The following is a 16,704-nucleotide window of genomic DNA, read 5'->3' as shown; positions in this document are numbered from 1 at the left end:
GAAGGAGAAATTTAGTCAAAATGCTTCTTTGGAGGTGATGCAACTGTATGAGCATACAGTGTAAAAGTTGCAGGATGCGGGTGCGGGTGCGGGTACGGGTGCGGGTGCGGGTGCGGGTGCGGGTGCGGGTGCGGGTGCGGGTACAGGTGTGCGGGGGTGGCGGAATGGTGTAGCGTGTGGTAGGTCAAGTTAGCTGAAATCAAGTGCACTAATACCCCTCATTTGACCGCCTGGCCCCATTTCGCTGAAATCAGGTGCACTAATACCCCTCATTCGATCGCCTGGCCCCATTTCGCTGAAATCAGGTGCACTATTGCTCCTCATTTGACCGACTAGCCCCATTTCGCTGAAATCAAGTGCACTAATACCCCTCATTTGACCGCCTAGCCCCATTTCGCCGAAATCAGGTGCACTTGTGCACCTCAGCACTGTAGGATCAAGGAATTTCTCCCTCTCATCTCCCCCACCAGCCTACATCCCGCCACAATTACCTAGTTACCTGCCAACCGTCTACCCGCCCGCCAACTTTCAGCACCATCAAGCTCCTGCCGGCTCCCCAGCCTTCCCCCATTACAAGCCCAAAAGCCCCCTCCAAATGAAGAAAGGGGCTTCCTGATCCGGCGGCGGGCCGGAATGCTGTTACAATATCCCTATTTCTTCCTTTAAGGATTATAGGTGATATGAAATCATCTTACAATTACATTTTTACCTGCAACACTATGCAGCATTGACATCTTCATGAAGTCGTCCAGCCGCTCCAGCGCTTCGGTCAGCTTCGCCGTAGAAGCGGCGTAAGAGCAGCGGATATAGCCTTCCCCTCCGGCTCCGAACACATGGCCCGGCACCACGGCAACTCCTGCCTCCTGAAGCAGGCGCATGGCGAACTCTTCTGATCCCAACCCGGTGCGGCTAATCGAAGCGAAAGCATAGAAGGCCCCCTGCGGCATATGACAGGACAATCCGGCGGCCCGCAGACCCTCCACAATCAGCGAGCGGCGTTCTTTGAAGCACGCCTTCATCCGCTCCATATCCGGAAGCGCACTTCGCAGCGCTTCGACAGCGGCAATCTGTCCCGGCAGAGGTGCACACATGGCGGTGTATTGATGAATCTTCAGCATGGCCGAGAGCAGCTCACGGTTCCCGCAGGTATAGCCCACCCGCCAGCCCGTCATGGCAAAAGCCTTCGAGAACCCGCTGATCACCACCGTCCGCTCCTGCATCCCGGGCAGGGAAGCGATGCTTACATGCTTGCTGTCGTAGGTCAGCTCGGCATAGATCTCATCGGAAATAACGATCAGGCCATGCTCCTTCACCACCTCAGCCACCGGCAGCCAGTCCTCGTAAGTCATAACCGCCCCCGTAGGATTACTCGGAAAATTCACAATCAGCAGCTTGGAGAGTGGGGTAATCGCTCTGCGCAAGGCTTCTGCCGTAAGCTTGAAGCCTTCCTCCACCTTCGTCTCCACCGGTGCCAGCGTCCCGCCGTTCAGGTAGGCGATAGGCGCGTAAGCAACATATCCCGGAGAAGGAATCAGAATCTCATCCCCGGAAGCCATGAAGGCCCGCAGCGCCAGATCCACCGCTTCACTGCTGCCCACCGTAACCAAGATTTCATCCGCAGGATCGTAACGCAATCCGAAGCCGGTCTGCATATAGCCCGCAATCTCCTCCCTCAGCTCCGGCAGTCCGCTGTTAGAGGTGTACCCCGTCTCCCCCCGATCCAGCGCACGGATGCAGGCTGCTCTTACCTGCTCGGGTGTAGCGAAGTCCGGCTCGCCTACACCGAGCGAAATAATATCGTTGTTACCCGCAGCCAGATCAAAAAAAGCCCGGATGCCCGAAGGCGGAATCTCTTGTAATCGCGGATTAATGATGACGGCATTATCCCTTCTCATCGTGCTCATAGCCTGACACCTCCAGATTCTACAGGCTGCGCTTGAGGAGATTGAGGGACATGATGGGTATGATTGGCATAATCATGATCGGCTTGCTGCGCTTCCTTGACTTGCCCCTGCGGCTTAACTCCTGTATCCGCAACCGTCCGCGCTCCCTCTCCAGATACACTTTGCAGCCCCCCGCGCTCCCGCAGTGATCTGGTAATAATCTCATCCAACAGGCTGCTGAAGTTCATCCCGGCTGCCTCTGCACTCTGGGGCAACAGGCTGGTTGCCGTCATTCCGGGCAGGGTATTCACCTCCAGCACATAAGGGATGCCATCCTTCAACAGCATATCCACCCGTGCATACACTGCGCATTTGAGCGCCCGATAGCTGGTTAATGCCGCCGTCCACACCTGTTCCTGCAACGCATCCGGCAGCCGTATAATCCGCTCCTCCGCGCCGCCCTGCTCGTATTTGGCCTCATAATCGAACCAGTCCGCACCCAGCGATTGAATGCCGATGACCGGCAGCATTTCTCCCCCCAGGATAGAGCAGGTAATCTCCTGTCCCGGGATATAGTGTTCAATGAGCACAGAGCCTCCATCCGCACTGGCAAAAGCTTTTTCCACCGCCGCCCGCAGCTCCTCTGGCCCTCTTACCTTGGTCATGCCGATGCTGGACCCGCCGGAATTCGGCTTCACCATCACCGGATAACCGAGCCGCTGCACGGCTTCCGGGGCATATTCGTCCATGCTGTCCCAGCACAGCCAATCGGGTGTGGGGATGCTTTTGCTGCGGATGACCGTCTTGGCCAGCCCTTTATCCATACATAAGCTGCTTGCGAGCACCCCGCTACCGGAATACGGGATTCCGAGCGTCTCCAGGGCTCCCTGCACCGTACCATCTTCCCCGTAGGCCCCATGCAGGGCGAGCAGAGCGAAGTCCAGTCCCGCTGCCCCTTCCAACAGCTCTTTGCGCGAGGTAATGTGTACCGGAACCGCTGTGTATTTTGCCGGATCAAGCGCCTTCAGCATCTCCCTGCCGGTCTTCAGCGACACCTCATATTCGGACGACACCCCGCCCATAATCACACCTACTCTTAGCATATCCGCACCTCATTCTCCCATGATTTGCCGTGCTGTCTTCCCGATGATTGCAATACCCCTCACGATATCCTCATCCGCCACTCTGGAGAATCCCAACCGCAACGTATTCTGTCCTGCACCGTCTGTGAAGAAGATGTCTCCCGCCGTAAAAATAACCCCCCGCGCATGACAAGCCGCCAGCAATTCCCTTGTATTGAAGCCTTCCGCGAACGTTACGAACAGATGCAGCCCGCCATCACCCGACAAGGAGGCATACGGAATATGCTCTTTACAGCAGGCTAAGGTCAGTTCGTATTTGCGTTTATACTCCAGCCGGGCTTTTTTGAGATACTTCTCCAGGTTGCCGCCCAGCAGGTATTGATACAGAATGGACTGGTCGAGCGTCGAGGTATGAATGGTCCGCGCCCGCTTAACACTCTCCAGATAATAGATCAGCTCCTCATCCGCCAGCACCCAGCCCACCCGCAGCCCGGGGAACAGGACTTTGGAAAAGCTCCCCAGATACACCACGCCATTCCCGCCACCCGCCGCCGCAATTAACGGAGCCACATGGGCGCCAGAATAGCGCAGCTCCTCGTTGAATCCGTCCTCAATCACTGGCACGTTATAGTCCTGCATCAGCATCATTAGCCTTTGTCTTTTCTCGGGGGACATGACGATGCCGGTAGGATTATGGTAGGAGGGAACCAGATAAGCACAGTCGTATGGCCGCGCCTCCAGCGCCTGCTTCAGCTCCCCGAGGTGGATGCCGTCCCGCTCCATCTTGACCCCGTGAATTCCGAAGCCGTGCAGCTTCAGATTCTTGATCGCCGTATGATGCGTCGGATTCTCGCAGACCACTGTGCCATGACGCTTGCCGAGAGCCGACAGCACCAGGTCGAAGCCCTCCGTGAACCCGTTCGTAATCAGCAGATCCTTCCCGCGCAGATCCACGCCTTTATGCTCCATATATTGTTTGAGATAGTCTATTAATGGCTTATAGCCTTTGGCATATCCATAATTCAGCAGAACGTTGCCCTCTACGGACATACGCTCCAGGAACGCTCTGCGCACATGATCCAGATCGAAGAGACGCTCATCCGGGGCGATGCTGGTAAAAGAAATCGTGCCCTTCTCCGCGCGTATCCCCCGCTTCATAATGTCCAGCTCCTCCGCGAGCAGCGCCTGGCTGCTGAGCCGCTCTGTCCAGTCCAGCGTCCATGGGGAAGCTTCCGCACTGTTCTGCGCTGCCGCGCCTTGTGCGACATAACTGCCCTGGCCCTGCACGGTGTAGGCGAAGCCATCGTCTTCCAGACCCTCATAAGCCGAGATCACCGAGTTCCGGCTGACCTTCAGCAAGGTGCTCAGCTCACGTGTGGAGGGCAGCTTCTGCCCGCCTTGGAGCGCGCTTTTGATGATGAGATGCTTCATGTAATCCTTCACCTGGATCGATACCGGACGCCCGGCCATGAGCTTGAAATCCTTAAACATCCTGTGATCGCCTCCATAGCTATCATGGCACAGACTTTGCCGTAAAAAAAGAACCACCGCCCCGGGATTTTCTTCCGGGCGTGGTTCTGTGGGGGATGAGGGGCGGGAATGTGCCGCCTGCGGTGCTGGTAGGCGTCCCCGCCTGTTGAGAACGAAATGTCTGATGAGAGGCTGCCAATGCTCCCGGGACCAGACGTTCCAGATATAATACTGCGAGTGCCCGCATGGGACCGGAATGCTGATGTGCTGCTACGAGTACCCACATGGGACCTAAACGACGGGTGCGGCGGGACACGGACATGATGTGATTATACCAGTTGGCTCTAGACACCATTCGGACGCTCTCCTGAGGGTTCTATTGTATTTCGTACAGTCAGATTAGCGTATATTGACACTTTTTCGTGTTCTGCTGCATTATGTACATTAGAAATTTGGATTTTGCCCGTTATGGGGGCAATTGCTGATATTCTGTTGCAGGAAATACAGTAGAACGTGTTTTGGCACGGTTATTAGACCAATCTGATGTACATAGTGCAATCACCCGTTAGCAGTTGCACGGAATCATCAGCGGTTGCGTTATCGTCAGGGAAATCGTCAGTATCTCGTTAGCGATAGCGTATTTGTTAGCGGAATCTTCAGTATCTGCGTTTGCGGAATCGTCAGCGTTAGTAGTTACGCCTCATTCACCCGTTAGCATTCTCCGCTGCCATCCGCCAGCTTCCTCCAACCTTCCGCAGATGCAGGACCGTAACCTCACCTGGAGCCGGTGCTGCTGCGGTATAGAATGTCACGCCTTCGATGATCCGCGCCAGCAGCTGCCGGATGACACCGCCGTGGGTCACCAGCATGACACGGAATACCGCTGGAACCTGGCCCTGATCTGGCTTCAGCAGAGTGGTCTCTGGATCACACGATTCCGTGGGAGGGTCTGCCGGATGAATCGATTCCGCTCCAGCTGATGCCCTTGCCGTTCCAACTCTTACGGGTACCGCTGCCGCCACCTCCTGCAGAAGCTGCGCCCAGAAATGATCAACCCGGACGGCGAATTGCTCCCACGTCTCCCCTTCTGGGGGCGTTACCGACCCGGGGTTGTCAATCCAGCTCCGGTACAGCGGATTATCCTTGAGCTGATCATACCTGCACCCTTCCCACGCCCCGAAGTCCATCTCCCTTAGCCGGGAATCATAGATTGCCTGCGGCATCAGGTGCGGAATCAGGGCCTCAAGGGTCTCCCGGCATCTGCGCAGGTCACTGCAATAGACGCGGCGGAATTCCCCGCCAAGCGGCGGCTGTGCCCTCAGCCCCTTCAACCGCTCCGCCTCTCCCGGCATAAGCGTTACATCAGTTCTCCCCAGATAACGCCGTTCCTGATTCCACTGTGTATAGCCATGTCGGACTAATACCAGCTCCAGCTGTGCAGGGTTGGTCTGAGGTGACTGTGTGCCAACTTTCTCCATTCCGCTTTAGCCCCCGATCCCGTGCCATAGCAGGGCAACGGCTGCACAGATGCAGACAAATATTGCGGATGACCACATCATCATCCGCGAAGTCACAATAATATCCTCCGGCTCCAGCGTCCGCAGCGGATCACCCATGTAAGCGCGGAAGGAGACGATGCCATGGTATACATTCTCGCCGCCCAACCGGATGCCGAGGGCCCCGGCAACTGCCGATTCCGGGTAGCCGCTGTTCGGACTGGGATGAAGGCGGGCATCCCGGCGCACGGTGCGCCAGCATCTCCGCCAGTCCAGCCGCAGGAGCGCAGCACATAAGGTTAAGAGCAGTGCGGTCAACCGCGCCGGTATGTAGTTGGCGACATCGTCCAAGCGGGCCGATGCCCAGCCGAGGTCGCGGTATTTATCGTTCTTGTAGCCGACCATGGAATCCAGCGTGTTCACCGCACGGTAAGCCATAGCCAGCGGCGCCCCGCCCAGCAGGGCGAAGAACAACGGCGAGATGATTGCATCGACGATATTCTCTGCGACCGTCTCCACCGTACCGCGCACAATCTCCGGGCTGTCCAGATGAGCCGTATCCCGGCCCACGATCATCCCCAGCGTCCGGCGCGCGGCAGGAATATCTCCTGAACGCAGCTCGGCGTATACTGCCACGCCTGCATCCTTCAATCCCTTGGAAGCGATGGTGGTCGAGATCAGCCAGACTTCGGCAAGCCCGGCAAGCCAGGGAGACAGGCGGGCGAGCAGCATAACAAGCAGCGCGGTCAGCGCCCAAGCGCCGCCCGCCACCAGCAGCGGAAGAAGAATACCGGCACGCTTCAGAGCACTTGGAGCTGAGGCGAAGCGGCGAATCCCCCGCTCCAGAGCACTAATGACCTTCCCTATGTAAATAACCGGATGGGGCAGGCTGCGCGGATCACCAACCACCCGGTCCACAATATAAGCAGAGAGCAGGATGATAGCAAACTTCACCTTGGCTCACCCCGCCGCTCTGTATAGCAGTCCATGTTCGTCATTCCCGGCCGCCGCTCTGAGCGGCATGAGGCTGAGCAGACCGTGCATCCTGTGAAGCTTCCGCGTGTACTCCGTATGCTTCCTGTAACACATCCGCTTGTACTCCGTATGCTTCCTGTAACACATCCGCTTGTACTCCGTGCCCAACCTGCGATACCTCAGCGTGCCCCCCATGTGCAGCTTGTAACGCTCCCGCGTGTACTCCTTGCTTTGCCTGCGATGCTTCCGAGTTTACTCCGTGTACAGCCTGCAATGCTTCCGCCTCTGCTCTGCTCTCGGATTGCGCTGCCTTCACTGAGCGCAGGCTCTCCGTCACCGCGCTGTACACCAGTCTGCCAATGGCTCCGCCGAGGTCAGTCGCCGTTCCGGCATACACATGCTCCGCAGCATAGCGGCGGCTTCCGCTCACCGCAATCACAATGGCATCCGTAGTGGTTCCGGTTGCGCCAAGCCCATTCTCGGCATCTCTGATGCCAAGGTCTGCCAGCGCCGCAGCCTTCGCTTCCGTGGCCGTCATGATAGCATTGACCATGGCCGACTGGGACAGCCAGCCGTCGATGCCGAGCATAATATTGATTGTGCCCGGACGGTAGGCCGCAAGCACACTACGCTCCGACCCCGCCCGGGCCGCGTTGCCCGCCGCCGCTGTTACGCAGCAGAATATGCCCGCTGATCCTGTATCCTCCTCGGCAACAGCGGCGTGCTCCAGCGGAACTGCTGTCATCAGACCCGCACAGCCTTCCAGCGGGTAGCCCCATTCCTGAAGCTTGTTTTCCAGATCCTGCACCGGATTGCTGCATTCGTAGTCCCGGCTGACGTATTGGTTCACCGCACGTTTCAGACGCCCCGCGCCTCCGCCATATACTGCACTCGATATACTATCCGCTTCAGCCGGAAACTCCACCAGCAGATGGCCCTCCCGCCATTCCAGCGTCAGCCCGGGCCACACCTTACTGCGGTACGTCTTCTCCCCGTCTTCGGCCTTAAAGGGCAGCTTTACCTTCGCTTCCTTCGCTTCCTGCACTTCCTTTGCTTCCTTCATATCCTTCGCTCCTCTCCGTTCGCTCCGATTAGCCCTCTTCGCGCGCTCGCAGCCTGCACTGCCGCCGTTCTTGCTCACAATCCCGCCCGCAGCAGCTCCCCCATCTGCCGCAGCAGACGGTCGTTGTCTACGCGGCCCTTGACCGCGACGCGGATATGCCCGGCTTCAAGGCCGGGGTACATCGCGCAGCTGCGGACTAGAATGCCGCCCGCGCCCAGCCGCCGCTGCATCTCCTGCGCGCTCCACGGAGCGGGCAGCCGCAGCAGCAGGAAGTTCGCTTCGCCCGGCGGCACGCCGCAGCCGAGCTCAAGCAAGCCCTCCCGCAGCCGCTGCCGCTCGGCTGCGATCAGCGCGCGCGTCTCCTGCCCGTAGCCGTCGCCGCAGCGCAGGCAAGCTTCCCCGGCCAGCAGCGCCAGGCCGTTCACGCTCCAGGTCACCTGCTTGCCGCTCATGGCCGCGGCAAGAGCCGGATGCGCGGCAGTGAAGCCCAGCCGCAGCCCCGGAATAGCAAAAAACTTCGTCATCGAGCGCACCAGCACCGTATGACGGTAAGCCCCCAGCTCCGGCAGCAGAGATTGCCGGTCCGCCTCCGGGATGAAGTCGATGAACGCTTCATCCACCGCCAGCACCGTCCCGCAGGTCTCCGCCTGCTGCGCGAGCTGCCGCAGCGCGTCCAGCGGATACTGGACGCCGTTCGGATTATTGGGCTGGCCGAGGAACAGCAGATCGACCTGTTCCAGCAGGCCGGAGATGCTGTCCACGGCAGCCCGGTAATCCGTCCGGCTGGTCCCCTGAACGGACAAGACCTCCGCACCGAACTGCTCCGCGAGCTGGCGGTACTCGGAGAAGCACGGCTCCACGATGCCCACCCGGCGCGGAGCCACCGCCAGCAGCAGCAGCGCCATCGACTCTGCTGCCCCGTTCGCCACGGTAATCCACTCCGTGCCGAGACCCAGTTCCTCCGCCAGCAGCGCCTTCAGCCTGCGGTGACCCGGATCGGGGTATGCGGTGATCGCGGAGACCGCATCCCGCAGCAGTTCCAGCACACCAGGCGGCGGACCCAGCGGGTTAATATTGGCGCTGAAATCCAGGAAGCCGCTGCCGCTGTCCCCGTATAACTCGGCGGCGGTCAGCAGATCACCGCCGTGGCCGTATTTTTCAAGCATATGTATAGCCTCCATGTCCATATTTCCCCATTGTATATATCCGCCGCGTCCATCTTTCCAGTCCTATATATCTTCCGTGTCCATATTTTCCCATCATACATCCTCCCTGTCCACACTATTCATAGTCCATTCAAGCTCTATCAGTTCATTCAATTCTATGTAAGGCCCGCTATACTAAACCATAGCTCCAACGCCGTTCTCCCAATTATTGGCCAATTCCCGGAAATCCGTCAATGCTATATCGCCTATGCACCCTGCCTTGAACCCGTAAACTTTCTACATAGCCCCGTAACCCCGACTTGATCTCAAGGCTGATGCTATTTGTGACGGCCGCTGCGAACTGCGAATACTCTAACTGCACTTTGTACAACTAAAGGGACCGATATTCACGCGGAGTGCGTTTTAATTGCAGTTTGTACATCTAAAACTAACCCTATCTCAAATAATAGCAGCATCTCCTATTTTTAATTGTACAAAGTGCATTTAAACGGATAAACCCGCTGATTTCCCATCCTTTAGTTGCACGAAATACATTTAACTGCTATATACATGCCGCATCTGTTCATGCTGCTCAGACACTCATCCGTCAACCGTTTCAATCCGCCACCCACGCCAATTCATCTTATTCCCCCATCCTACCCGCCAATAGCCCCCGCCCCTCCACCCGCCATTCCCGTTCCGTTTTGTAGAAATCTCTCTTTTAGTTTAGAATAAGTACAGCAGTTTACTATGGTCACGCGGAGGAATCACGAATGCTTTTTATCGATAATACTGGAATTACAGACGCATCGATCAATCTGGCCATTGAGGAGTTTGCGCTCAAAAACCTGCCGATGGACGAGAGCTACCTGCTCTTCTATATCAACAGCCCGTCGATCATCATCGGCAAGCATCAGAATACGATCGAGGAGATCAACCAGGAGTATGTGAAGGAGCATAATATCCAGGTCGTACGGCGGTTATCCGGCGGCGGCGCGGTGTATCACGATCTCGGCAACCTCAACTTCAGCTTCATTACCAAGGATGACGGCCAGTCCTTCCACAACTTCCTGAAATTCACCCAGCCGGTCATCGACTATCTGAAGTCTATGGGCGTGAATGCCGAGCTGAGCGGACGCAATGATCTTCAGGTCGGGGAGCAGAAAATCTCCGGCAACGCCCAATTCTCCACACGCGGACGCATGTTCAGTCACGGAACCCTGATGTTCGATCTGAATCTGGATGATGTGCAAGCTTCCCTGAACGTGAATCCCGAGAAGTTCAAGTCGAAGAGCACCAAGTCGGTCCGCAGCCGGGTCGCCAATATCAAGGAGCTGCTGGGCAATCCTGACATGACGATTGAACAATTCCGCGAAGGGCTGCTGCGTTCCATCTTCGGGATGGAGGCCGCTGACGTTCCGCAGTACAAGCTGACCATGGACGATTGGGTGCGGATCAATGAAATCTCCAAGGAGCATTACCAGAATTGGGACTGGAATTACGGTCTTTCGCCTAAGAGCAACGTGAAGCACACCCGCAAATTCCCGGCAGGGCTCGTGGATATCCGTATGGATATTGAAGATTCGGTCATCCGGGAGATTAAAATCTACGGCGACTTCTTCGGCGTCGGCGATGTGGCAGATGTGGAGAACGCGCTGCGCGGCAAGCGTTATGAGGAAGCAGAGGTCCGCCAGGCGCTGGCTGATCTCGATCTGAAGCATTACTTCGGCCGTATTGAGCCGGAGGACTTCATCGGACTTGTGTTTCTTGAGGAATAGCTTCATAGCAAGCCGAATTTTATATTTTAAAAGAACCCCGCTAACCTGCCGCATCCTGCGCAGTGCTAGTGGGGTTCTTTGTCTTGGTGTGCTTGAGGGTTGTTGGGTGTTGTTGCTATACAAGCACGAACACATACAACACCAGCGCCAGCGTAAGCATCACGCATACTTTCTCCACCGCGTTGCCCTTCTTCGTGCCGGTGCTCATCAGCTTCAGCCGCAGCTTAAATGGAATCGGAGGCAGCGGGGTGATCCCGCGCTGGGTCAGGGAGTCGGCGAGAAGATGCAGCCCGTAGGACAGGCTCCCGGCAATCCACAGACTGCCGCCGTCATTCATGTCAAGGGAGACGAAGTACAGCAGCGCGCCCCATCCGGCAACGGCATACAACGTATGCGTGATTCCCCGGTGAGGAACTATGGAAGCTACGACCAGCACACAGGCGGCGATATAGTTCCACGGATCATAGGCATCGGCAAAAGCAAACAAGGCCAGCGCAATCAGCAGCATCACCAGATGCCGCAGCCTGCGGCTGGGCAGGAAGGATACGCTGCCCACCAGCAGCGCCAGTGCGATATTCCAGGGCGGCTCCGCTATCCCGGCAAAATAAAGATAAATGCCCGCTCCGATCAGCGACACCTGCAGAATACGCAGCAAAAACTCCGGCACGGCCTTGCGTACCAGCATGGAATTCGGCTCGTCGATATCAGGCAGCAGCGAGCTGACGACGGCGACAGCAACAGCCGGAAGGGTAATAGCATGCCCTAGCAGGCTCATGGCGGACAGGGTAACCCCGGTGCTGATAACTAAATGGGATTTGCCCATCATGGTGAATCCGCTCCTTAGATGAAAGTATAAAAGCTTCTGGATGTCTTGAAATAAGAACAGGTGTGCGGTTACCGAAGTATACCAAGGCTTTCCTTTTTTGTCCAGCTTATATGTAGTTTCCAGGCTCTTCACGCCCACGGGGCCAAGGATGCCGCACAGTTTCGGCTTGTCCTGCCCCCTGTTTTAGGATACAATTTGGACAACTCAACTGGCCCTGAAAGGATGAACCCTGTGAATCGCTCCCGAATCGCCGATCTAAGTCTGCTACTGGTGGCGATGATGTGGGGATGCACGTTTCTGATCGTGCAGTCTGCCGTGCGGGTGCTGCCGCCGCTTGCTTTTAACAGCATCCGGTTTACAGGTGCCGCCGTGCTGCTGGCCTTGATTACCGCTGTCTTCTACCGCCAGGAATGGCGTAAGCTGAGCTTACGCATGGTGATGCACGCCCTGCTGCTGGGCCTATTCCTGTTCCTCGGCTACGGCTTCCAGACCGTCGGGCTGCTGTACACCACCACCTCCAACACGGGATTTATCACCGGGCTGTCGGTGGTGCTGGTCCCGTTCCTGTCTCTGGCACTGCTGAAGACGGCCATCTCCAGATATACCTGGCTGAGCGCCGGGCTTGCAGCGGGGGGCTTGTATCTGCTGACCTTTACCGGCTCTGCCTTCTCCCTGAATAAGGGCGATGGCCTGATTCTGCTCTGCGCCGTGGCTTTTGCGCTGCAGATCGCGTATACCGGCAGATACGCACCGCGTTATCCGGCCCTGCCGCTGGCGGCGCTTCAGCTTGGCTTCGTAGGCCTGCTCAGCATCGCCGCCTCCCTGCTCGTGGACGGAAGCGGCCCGCTGCTGCATAGCGGAGAGCTGCTCCGCCAGCCGGAGGTGCTCTCTGCGATGCTGATCTCCATCGGCCCGACCAGCGCCTTCGCCTTCTGGATTCAGACGGCCTGCCAGAAGTACACCACCCCGTCCCGGGTGGCGATCATCTATGCCATGGAGCCGGTGTTCGCTGCCGTCACCGGCCTGCTCTTCGGCGGAGAGACGCTGGGCGGATCCGCGCTGCTCGGCTGCGGCTGCATTCTGGCCGCCATGCTGCTGGCGGAGCTCAGCCCCGCGCCGTCAGGAACGCAGGCGGAGGGCTGAGCCGGAATCTGCGGACCCTTTTACCAGATTAACGTTAATAAGTTCCATTACTACAGACAAAGAGCCGTTCTTCCGTTACCCTTCCTATAGAAGCTTCAGCGGATAATCGGACTACAACTTACCACTTAGGAGAGAACCCAAATGTACAAATTGATTGCCATTGATATTGACGATACCCTGATTAATGACGACAAGGAAGTGACCCCGGCCACCCAAACCGCGCTGGAGCAGGCTGTAGCCGCTGGCGTAGTAGTTACTCTGGCTACCGGACGCGCTTATGCTTCCGCCCAGGCGATTGCCCGCCAGACCGGTCTGAACGTGCCCATCATCACCTATCAGGGGGCGCTGGTAAAGAACCTGCTCGATGAAGAGGTCCTGTATGAGCGTTATGTGCCGCAGGACGCGGTGCGCAAGCTGTTCCAGTATTGTGTGGAGCATGATCTGCACCTGCAGACTTACATTGACGACAAGCTGTATGCCCGCGAAGAGAATCAGAAGCTGATCGATTATTCCACCCTGAACGGGACACAGTACTATATCGAACCGGATTGGGAAGCGAAGCTGGTTCCGCAAAAAACACCGAAAATGCTCATCATCGACGATCCGGATTTCCTGGATGAACTGTCCCCGATTCTGCGCAGCCTGCTCGGCGATTCGGTGCATATTACGAAGTCCAAGCCGCATTTCCTGGAGATCATGCACCATGAAGGCACCAAGGGCCTGGCGCTTGAATTCCTGGCTAAGCATTTCGGCTGCGACCTGTCCGAGACCATCGCTGTAGGCGATTCCTGGAACGATCATGAGATGCTTGAAGCTGCCGGCCTCGGTGTCGCGATGGCGAACGCCATTCCAGCCTTGAAGGAAATTGCCGATTTCGTTACCCTCAGCAACAATGAGGACGGCGTGAAATACGCCATTGATAAATTCATCCTGAAGACTGCTGAATAAGTAGCGTGTATAAGCTGAACTTAAGATACTAACTTAAAGCTTAGTGATCTCTGCGGTAAATATTTGGACTCCGGCCGCTTCCTTCCCGCAGCAGCACAAAGGGTGCCCTCCTTCCGGTTCACTGAACCGGCGGCAAGGCACCCTTATTCTATTTTCCTGCTGCAATACCACAATCATTCCTGCGGCATACTCTCCTCCCAGGCCATCCGGGCCAGCGGAAAAGGTGAGACCGCCCGCTCCAGAATCCCCTGCACATAAGCGATCGCAACCCCGTAATTGACGATGGGAACCCCGGCATCCAGGGCCTGCTCCATCCGCCAGAGCATCTCCCTGCGGCTGAGCATACATCCGCCGCAATGAACGATAAGGGCATAGTCCTCCAAATCATCCGGGAAGCTCATACCGCTGGCGAACCCGAATTCCAGCTGCTTGCCGGTGGCCTGGCGGAGCCAGCGCGGAAGCTTCACCGTGCCGATATCATCGGCCTGGCTGTGATGGGTGCAGCCCTCGGCAATCAGCACCCGGTCCCCATCCTGCAGCCTGTCGATGGCGCGCGCACCTCTCGCCAGCTCTTCGAGATTGCCCTTCTGCCGGGCAAACAGGATCGAGAATGAAGTCAGCGGAATATCCCGGGGTGTATCAGCGGCCGCCTTCAGGAATACCTGTGAATCGGTCACCACCAGGCGCGGCTTCTTGCCGAGACTCTCCAGCGTTTCCTTCAGCTCGAATTCCTTGGTGACCACGGCAATGGCATCGCTCTCCAGCAGATCACGGATAGTCTGCTGCTGCGGGAGAATCAGCCTGCCTTTGGGCGCCGCCTGATCAACCGGAACCACAAGTACAACCAGATCGCCCGGGGAGACCAGATCCCCGATGATGCGGAACTTATCCCCCGCTTCAGGTACAGAAGCGCCGATCGCCTTCATCAGCTCAGGTATCCCGTCCCGCTTCAGCGCAGACACCGGAATCACCTTCATGCCCAGCTCCTGCTCTGTCCGGGTGACCAGAGCGGCAAGCTCCTCCTCCTGCGACGGCCCGCCTGTTGCTAATACATCTGTTTTATTCAGTACCCCTATTGCCGGAATCCCCCTGCTGCGGACGGACCCGGCAAGCTCCCGGTCCAGCGGGAGCACACCGCAGGCAGCATCTATGGCGATCAGGGCGATATCGGTTTTATGAAGAACCTGCGCCGTCTTTTGCTTCCGCAGCTCGCCCAGCTCTCCTGTCTCATCCAGGCCTGCGGTATCTATGAATACAACCGGTCCGAGCGGAAGCAGCTCCATCGCTTTATACACCGGATCGGTTGTTGTTCCTTTAACAGGTGACACCACCGCAGCATCCTGCCCTGTGATCGCGTTGATCAGGCTTGATTTCCCGGCGTTGCTCCTGCCGAATATGGCGATATGCAGCCGGTTCGAACGGGGCGTATGATTCAGACTCATACGGCTCTCTCCTTCCCCTATCAGCTCGGGGCCGATTTCAATGGCCGGGTACACCCGGCCTGGTCACTTGGCAGGGATTCAGGATCCTGGCAATCTCTTCCTCCGGAAGCAGCTGCGCCTCAACCAGCACCTGCTGCACCGTCCGGCCTTCCCGGCTGGCCTGCTTGGCAAGCTCCGCGCTCTTCTCGTACCCGAGGTGATGGATCAGCGCCGCAGCCAGCACAGAGGAGTTCATCACCTGCTCCTGACAACGCTGCTCACAGATACGGATCCCCCGCACACAGCGCTCTTCGAACAGGTTCACGGCATTTGCCAGAATCTCCAGCGACTCCAGGAGTGAATCCGCAATCAGCGGCATGAATGCATTCAGCTCCAGCTGGCCGCCCGCAGCCGCCAGCGTCACAGCGGTATCATTGGCAATAACCCGCATCGCCACAAGCCCTGCCAGCTCAGCCATGACCGGATTGACTTTCCCCGGCATAATCGAGGAGCCTGCCTGCACCGCCGGAAGCTCAAGCTCCCCCAGGCCTCCCGCCGGTCCGCTGGCCAGCAGCCGCAGGTCCCCCGATATTTTCATAAGATTAATAGAAGCCGCCTTCAGCAGTCCGGAGACTTCAGCGAAGACATCCATATTCTGCGTAGGGTCCATCGGGAATTCACTGCGGGCCAGGCCGTAGCCGGTCAACTCCTGCAGAATATCGGTCATCAGGAACGTATATTTCACCGGGGCATTGAGCCCTGTTCCGATCGCCGTGCCCCCAATGTTAATCTCCCGGAGCCGCTCCTCGACTTTATACAGCCGCCAGCGGTCCCTGGCCACCGCTTTGGCATAAGCCCCGAAGCCCTGCCCGGCCATCATCGGCAAGGCATCCATCAGCTCGGTCCGGCCCAGCTTGAGCACATCTGCGAAGGCCGTTTCCTTCTCCTGCAGAGCTTCCTGCAGGACTGCAAAGGCTTGACTAAGGGCCCGGACCCGCCCGATTGCAGCAATTCTCAGGGCGGTGGGATAGACATCGTTGGTGGACTGGCAGCAGTTGACATGATCCAGGGGATGCACCTGTGAATAGTCGCCCCGCTCCCCGCCCAGCAGCTCAATGGCACGATTGGCGATGACCTCGTTCACATTCATATTCGTAGATGTTCCGGCACCGCCCTGCAGGGCGTCTACCGTGAATTGTTCACTGTAAGCACCCGCCAGGAGTTCATCGCAGGCCTGCACAATCGCCAGGGCTATCGCTGCCGGATAGGTATTCAGCTTCAGATGGGCCAGCGCCGCAGCCTTCTTCACCATGACCATGGCATGCAGCAGATGGGCATTGACCGTTCTGCCGCTGACCGCAAAGTTATCCATGGCCCGCAAGGTATGAATACCATAGTACGCTGACTCAGGTACAGCTCTGGTTCCCAGTGCATCCTGCTCCATACGAGAAGAGTTCCGCAGATTCTCCATCGG

General features: G+C 57.5%; 14 protein-coding genes. 4 read left to right on the top strand and 10 right to left on the bottom strand.

Annotated features, from left to right (window positions below):
- The first annotated feature begins 67 nt into the window (after positions 1-67).
- Positions 68-193 carry a hypothetical protein gene (locus C173_RS35385; RefSeq protein WP_268748459.1) on the top strand — a complete coding sequence of 42 codons (126 nt, stop codon included), beginning with the start codon at positions 68-70 and terminating at the stop codon, positions 191-193.
- A 493-nt stretch (positions 194-686) separates the two neighbouring features.
- On the opposite strand, the gene C173_RS19625 is transcribed toward C173_RS35385, so the two are convergent.
- The 7 genes from C173_RS19625 to cobD all read right to left on the bottom strand — a co-directional run bounded on the left by C173_RS19625 (position 687) and on the right by cobD (position 9,135).
- Entirely contained in the window at positions 687-1,904 is a 1,218-nt protein-coding gene (locus C173_RS19625; protein ID WP_327196468.1) for a pyridoxal phosphate-dependent aminotransferase, read from the bottom strand.
- On the bottom strand, positions 1,901-2,986 hold the full coding sequence (locus C173_RS19620) for a D-alanine--D-alanine ligase (protein ID WP_081751245.1): 1,086 nt from the start codon (positions 2,984-2,986) through the stop codon (positions 1,901-1,903). The genes C173_RS19625 and C173_RS19620 overlap by 4 nt, the downstream gene beginning before the upstream one ends.
- A 9-nt stretch (positions 2,987-2,995) precedes the next feature.
- Positions 2,996-4,456 carry an aminotransferase-like domain-containing protein gene (locus C173_RS19615; RefSeq protein WP_036727596.1) on the bottom strand — a complete coding sequence of 487 codons (1,461 nt, stop codon included), beginning with the start codon at positions 4,454-4,456 and terminating at the stop codon, positions 2,996-2,998.
- 683 nt (positions 4,457-5,139) lie between these two features.
- Positions 5,140-5,913, bottom strand: a complete 774-nt coding sequence (locus tag C173_RS19610) for a histidine phosphatase family protein (RefSeq protein WP_051478188.1) — start codon at positions 5,911-5,913, stop codon at positions 5,140-5,142.
- Between the two features lie 6 nt (positions 5,914-5,919).
- Positions 5,920-6,885 carry an adenosylcobinamide-phosphate synthase CbiB gene (gene cbiB, locus C173_RS19605; protein WP_036727595.1) on the bottom strand — a complete coding sequence of 322 codons (966 nt, stop codon included), beginning with the start codon at positions 6,883-6,885 and terminating at the stop codon, positions 5,920-5,922.
- A gap of 40 nt (positions 6,886-6,925) precedes the next feature.
- Complete coding sequence (locus tag C173_RS19600) at positions 6,926-8,047, bottom strand: adenosylcobinamide amidohydrolase (RefSeq protein ID WP_235191957.1); 1,122 nt, start codon at positions 8,045-8,047, stop codon at positions 6,926-6,928.
- Positions 8,044-9,135: a threonine-phosphate decarboxylase CobD gene (cobD, locus tag C173_RS19595; protein ID WP_036727593.1), complete on the bottom strand. Its 1,092-nt coding sequence runs from the start codon at positions 9,133-9,135 to the stop codon at positions 8,044-8,046. Before cobD ends, C173_RS19600 begins: the two co-directional genes overlap by 4 nt.
- A 752-nt stretch (positions 9,136-9,887) precedes the next feature.
- Here cobD and C173_RS19590 point away from each other — a divergent pair.
- Positions 9,888-10,892, top strand: coding sequence for a lipoate--protein ligase (locus C173_RS19590; RefSeq protein WP_036727591.1), 1,005 nt, complete (start codon positions 9,888-9,890; stop codon positions 10,890-10,892).
- A 115-nt stretch (positions 10,893-11,007) separates the two neighbouring features.
- Here C173_RS19590 and C173_RS19585 read toward each other — a convergent pair whose 3' ends face one another.
- A complete protein-coding gene (locus C173_RS19585) occupies positions 11,008-11,718 on the bottom strand; it encodes a metal-dependent hydrolase (RefSeq protein WP_036727589.1) in 711 nt (236 codons plus the stop codon).
- A gap of 231 nt (positions 11,719-11,949) precedes the next feature.
- Between C173_RS19585 and C173_RS19580 the strand changes: the two genes are divergently transcribed.
- Positions 11,950-12,861 (top strand): DMT family transporter, encoded by a 912-nt coding sequence (locus C173_RS19580; protein WP_036727588.1) that lies wholly within the window; start codon positions 11,950-11,952, stop codon positions 12,859-12,861.
- A gap of 141 nt (positions 12,862-13,002) precedes the next feature.
- Positions 13,003-13,809 (top strand): Cof-type HAD-IIB family hydrolase, encoded by an 807-nt coding sequence (locus tag C173_RS19575; protein WP_036727586.1) that lies wholly within the window; start codon positions 13,003-13,005, stop codon positions 13,807-13,809.
- Between the two features lie 173 nt (positions 13,810-13,982).
- Here C173_RS19575 and hydF read toward each other — a convergent pair whose 3' ends face one another.
- Together hydF and C173_RS19565 are read right to left on the bottom strand one after the other, a co-directional pair.
- A complete protein-coding gene (hydF, locus tag C173_RS19570; protein WP_036727585.1) occupies positions 13,983-15,251 on the bottom strand; it encodes a [FeFe] hydrogenase H-cluster maturation GTPase HydF in 1,269 nt (422 codons plus the stop codon).
- A gap of 37 nt (positions 15,252-15,288) precedes the next feature.
- Positions 15,289-16,701, bottom strand: coding sequence for an aspartate ammonia-lyase (locus C173_RS19565; RefSeq protein ID WP_036727903.1), 1,413 nt, complete (start codon positions 16,699-16,701; stop codon positions 15,289-15,291).
- Between the last annotated feature and the right edge of the window lie 3 nt (positions 16,702-16,704).

The sequence above is a fragment of the Paenibacillus sp. FSL R7-277 genome (assembly GCF_000517965.1).
In the GTDB taxonomy this organism is placed as follows: domain Bacteria; phylum Bacillota; class Bacilli; order Paenibacillales; family Paenibacillaceae; genus Paenibacillus_AQ; species Paenibacillus_AQ silagei.
The sequence above is the reverse complement of the archived record's forward strand: the minus strand, read 5'-3'. Positions and strand labels throughout refer to the sequence as shown.

Coding starts and splice junctions, on each gene's coding strand:
- C173_RS19625 (WP_327196468.1), bottom strand. CDS start 1,904: ATGAGCACGATGAGAAGGGATAATGCCGTCATCATTAATCCGCGATTA.
- C173_RS19620 (WP_081751245.1), bottom strand. CDS start 2,986: ATGCTAAGAGTAGGTGTGATTATGGGCGGGGTGTCGTCCGAATATGAG.
- C173_RS19615 (WP_036727596.1), bottom strand. CDS start 4,456: ATGTTTAAGGATTTCAAGCTCATGGCCGGGCGTCCGGTATCGATCCAG.
- C173_RS19610 (WP_051478188.1), bottom strand. CDS start 5,913: ATGGAGAAAGTTGGCACACAGTCACCTCAGACCAACCCTGCACAGCTG.
- cobD (WP_036727593.1), bottom strand. CDS start 9,135: ATGCTTGAAAAATACGGCCACGGCGGTGATCTGCTGACCGCCGCCGAG.
- C173_RS19590 (WP_036727591.1), top strand. CDS start 9,888: ATGCTTTTTATCGATAATACTGGAATTACAGACGCATCGATCAATCTG.
- C173_RS19585 (WP_036727589.1), bottom strand. CDS start 11,718: ATGATGGGCAAATCCCATTTAGTTATCAGCACCGGGGTTACCCTGTCC.
- C173_RS19575 (WP_036727586.1), top strand. CDS start 13,003: ATGTACAAATTGATTGCCATTGATATTGACGATACCCTGATTAATGAC.
- hydF (WP_036727585.1), bottom strand. CDS start 15,251: ATGAGTCTGAATCATACGCCCCGTTCGAACCGGCTGCATATCGCCATA.
- C173_RS19565 (WP_036727903.1), bottom strand. CDS start 16,701: ATGGAGAATCTGCGGAACTCTTCTCGTATGGAGCAGGATGCACTGGGA.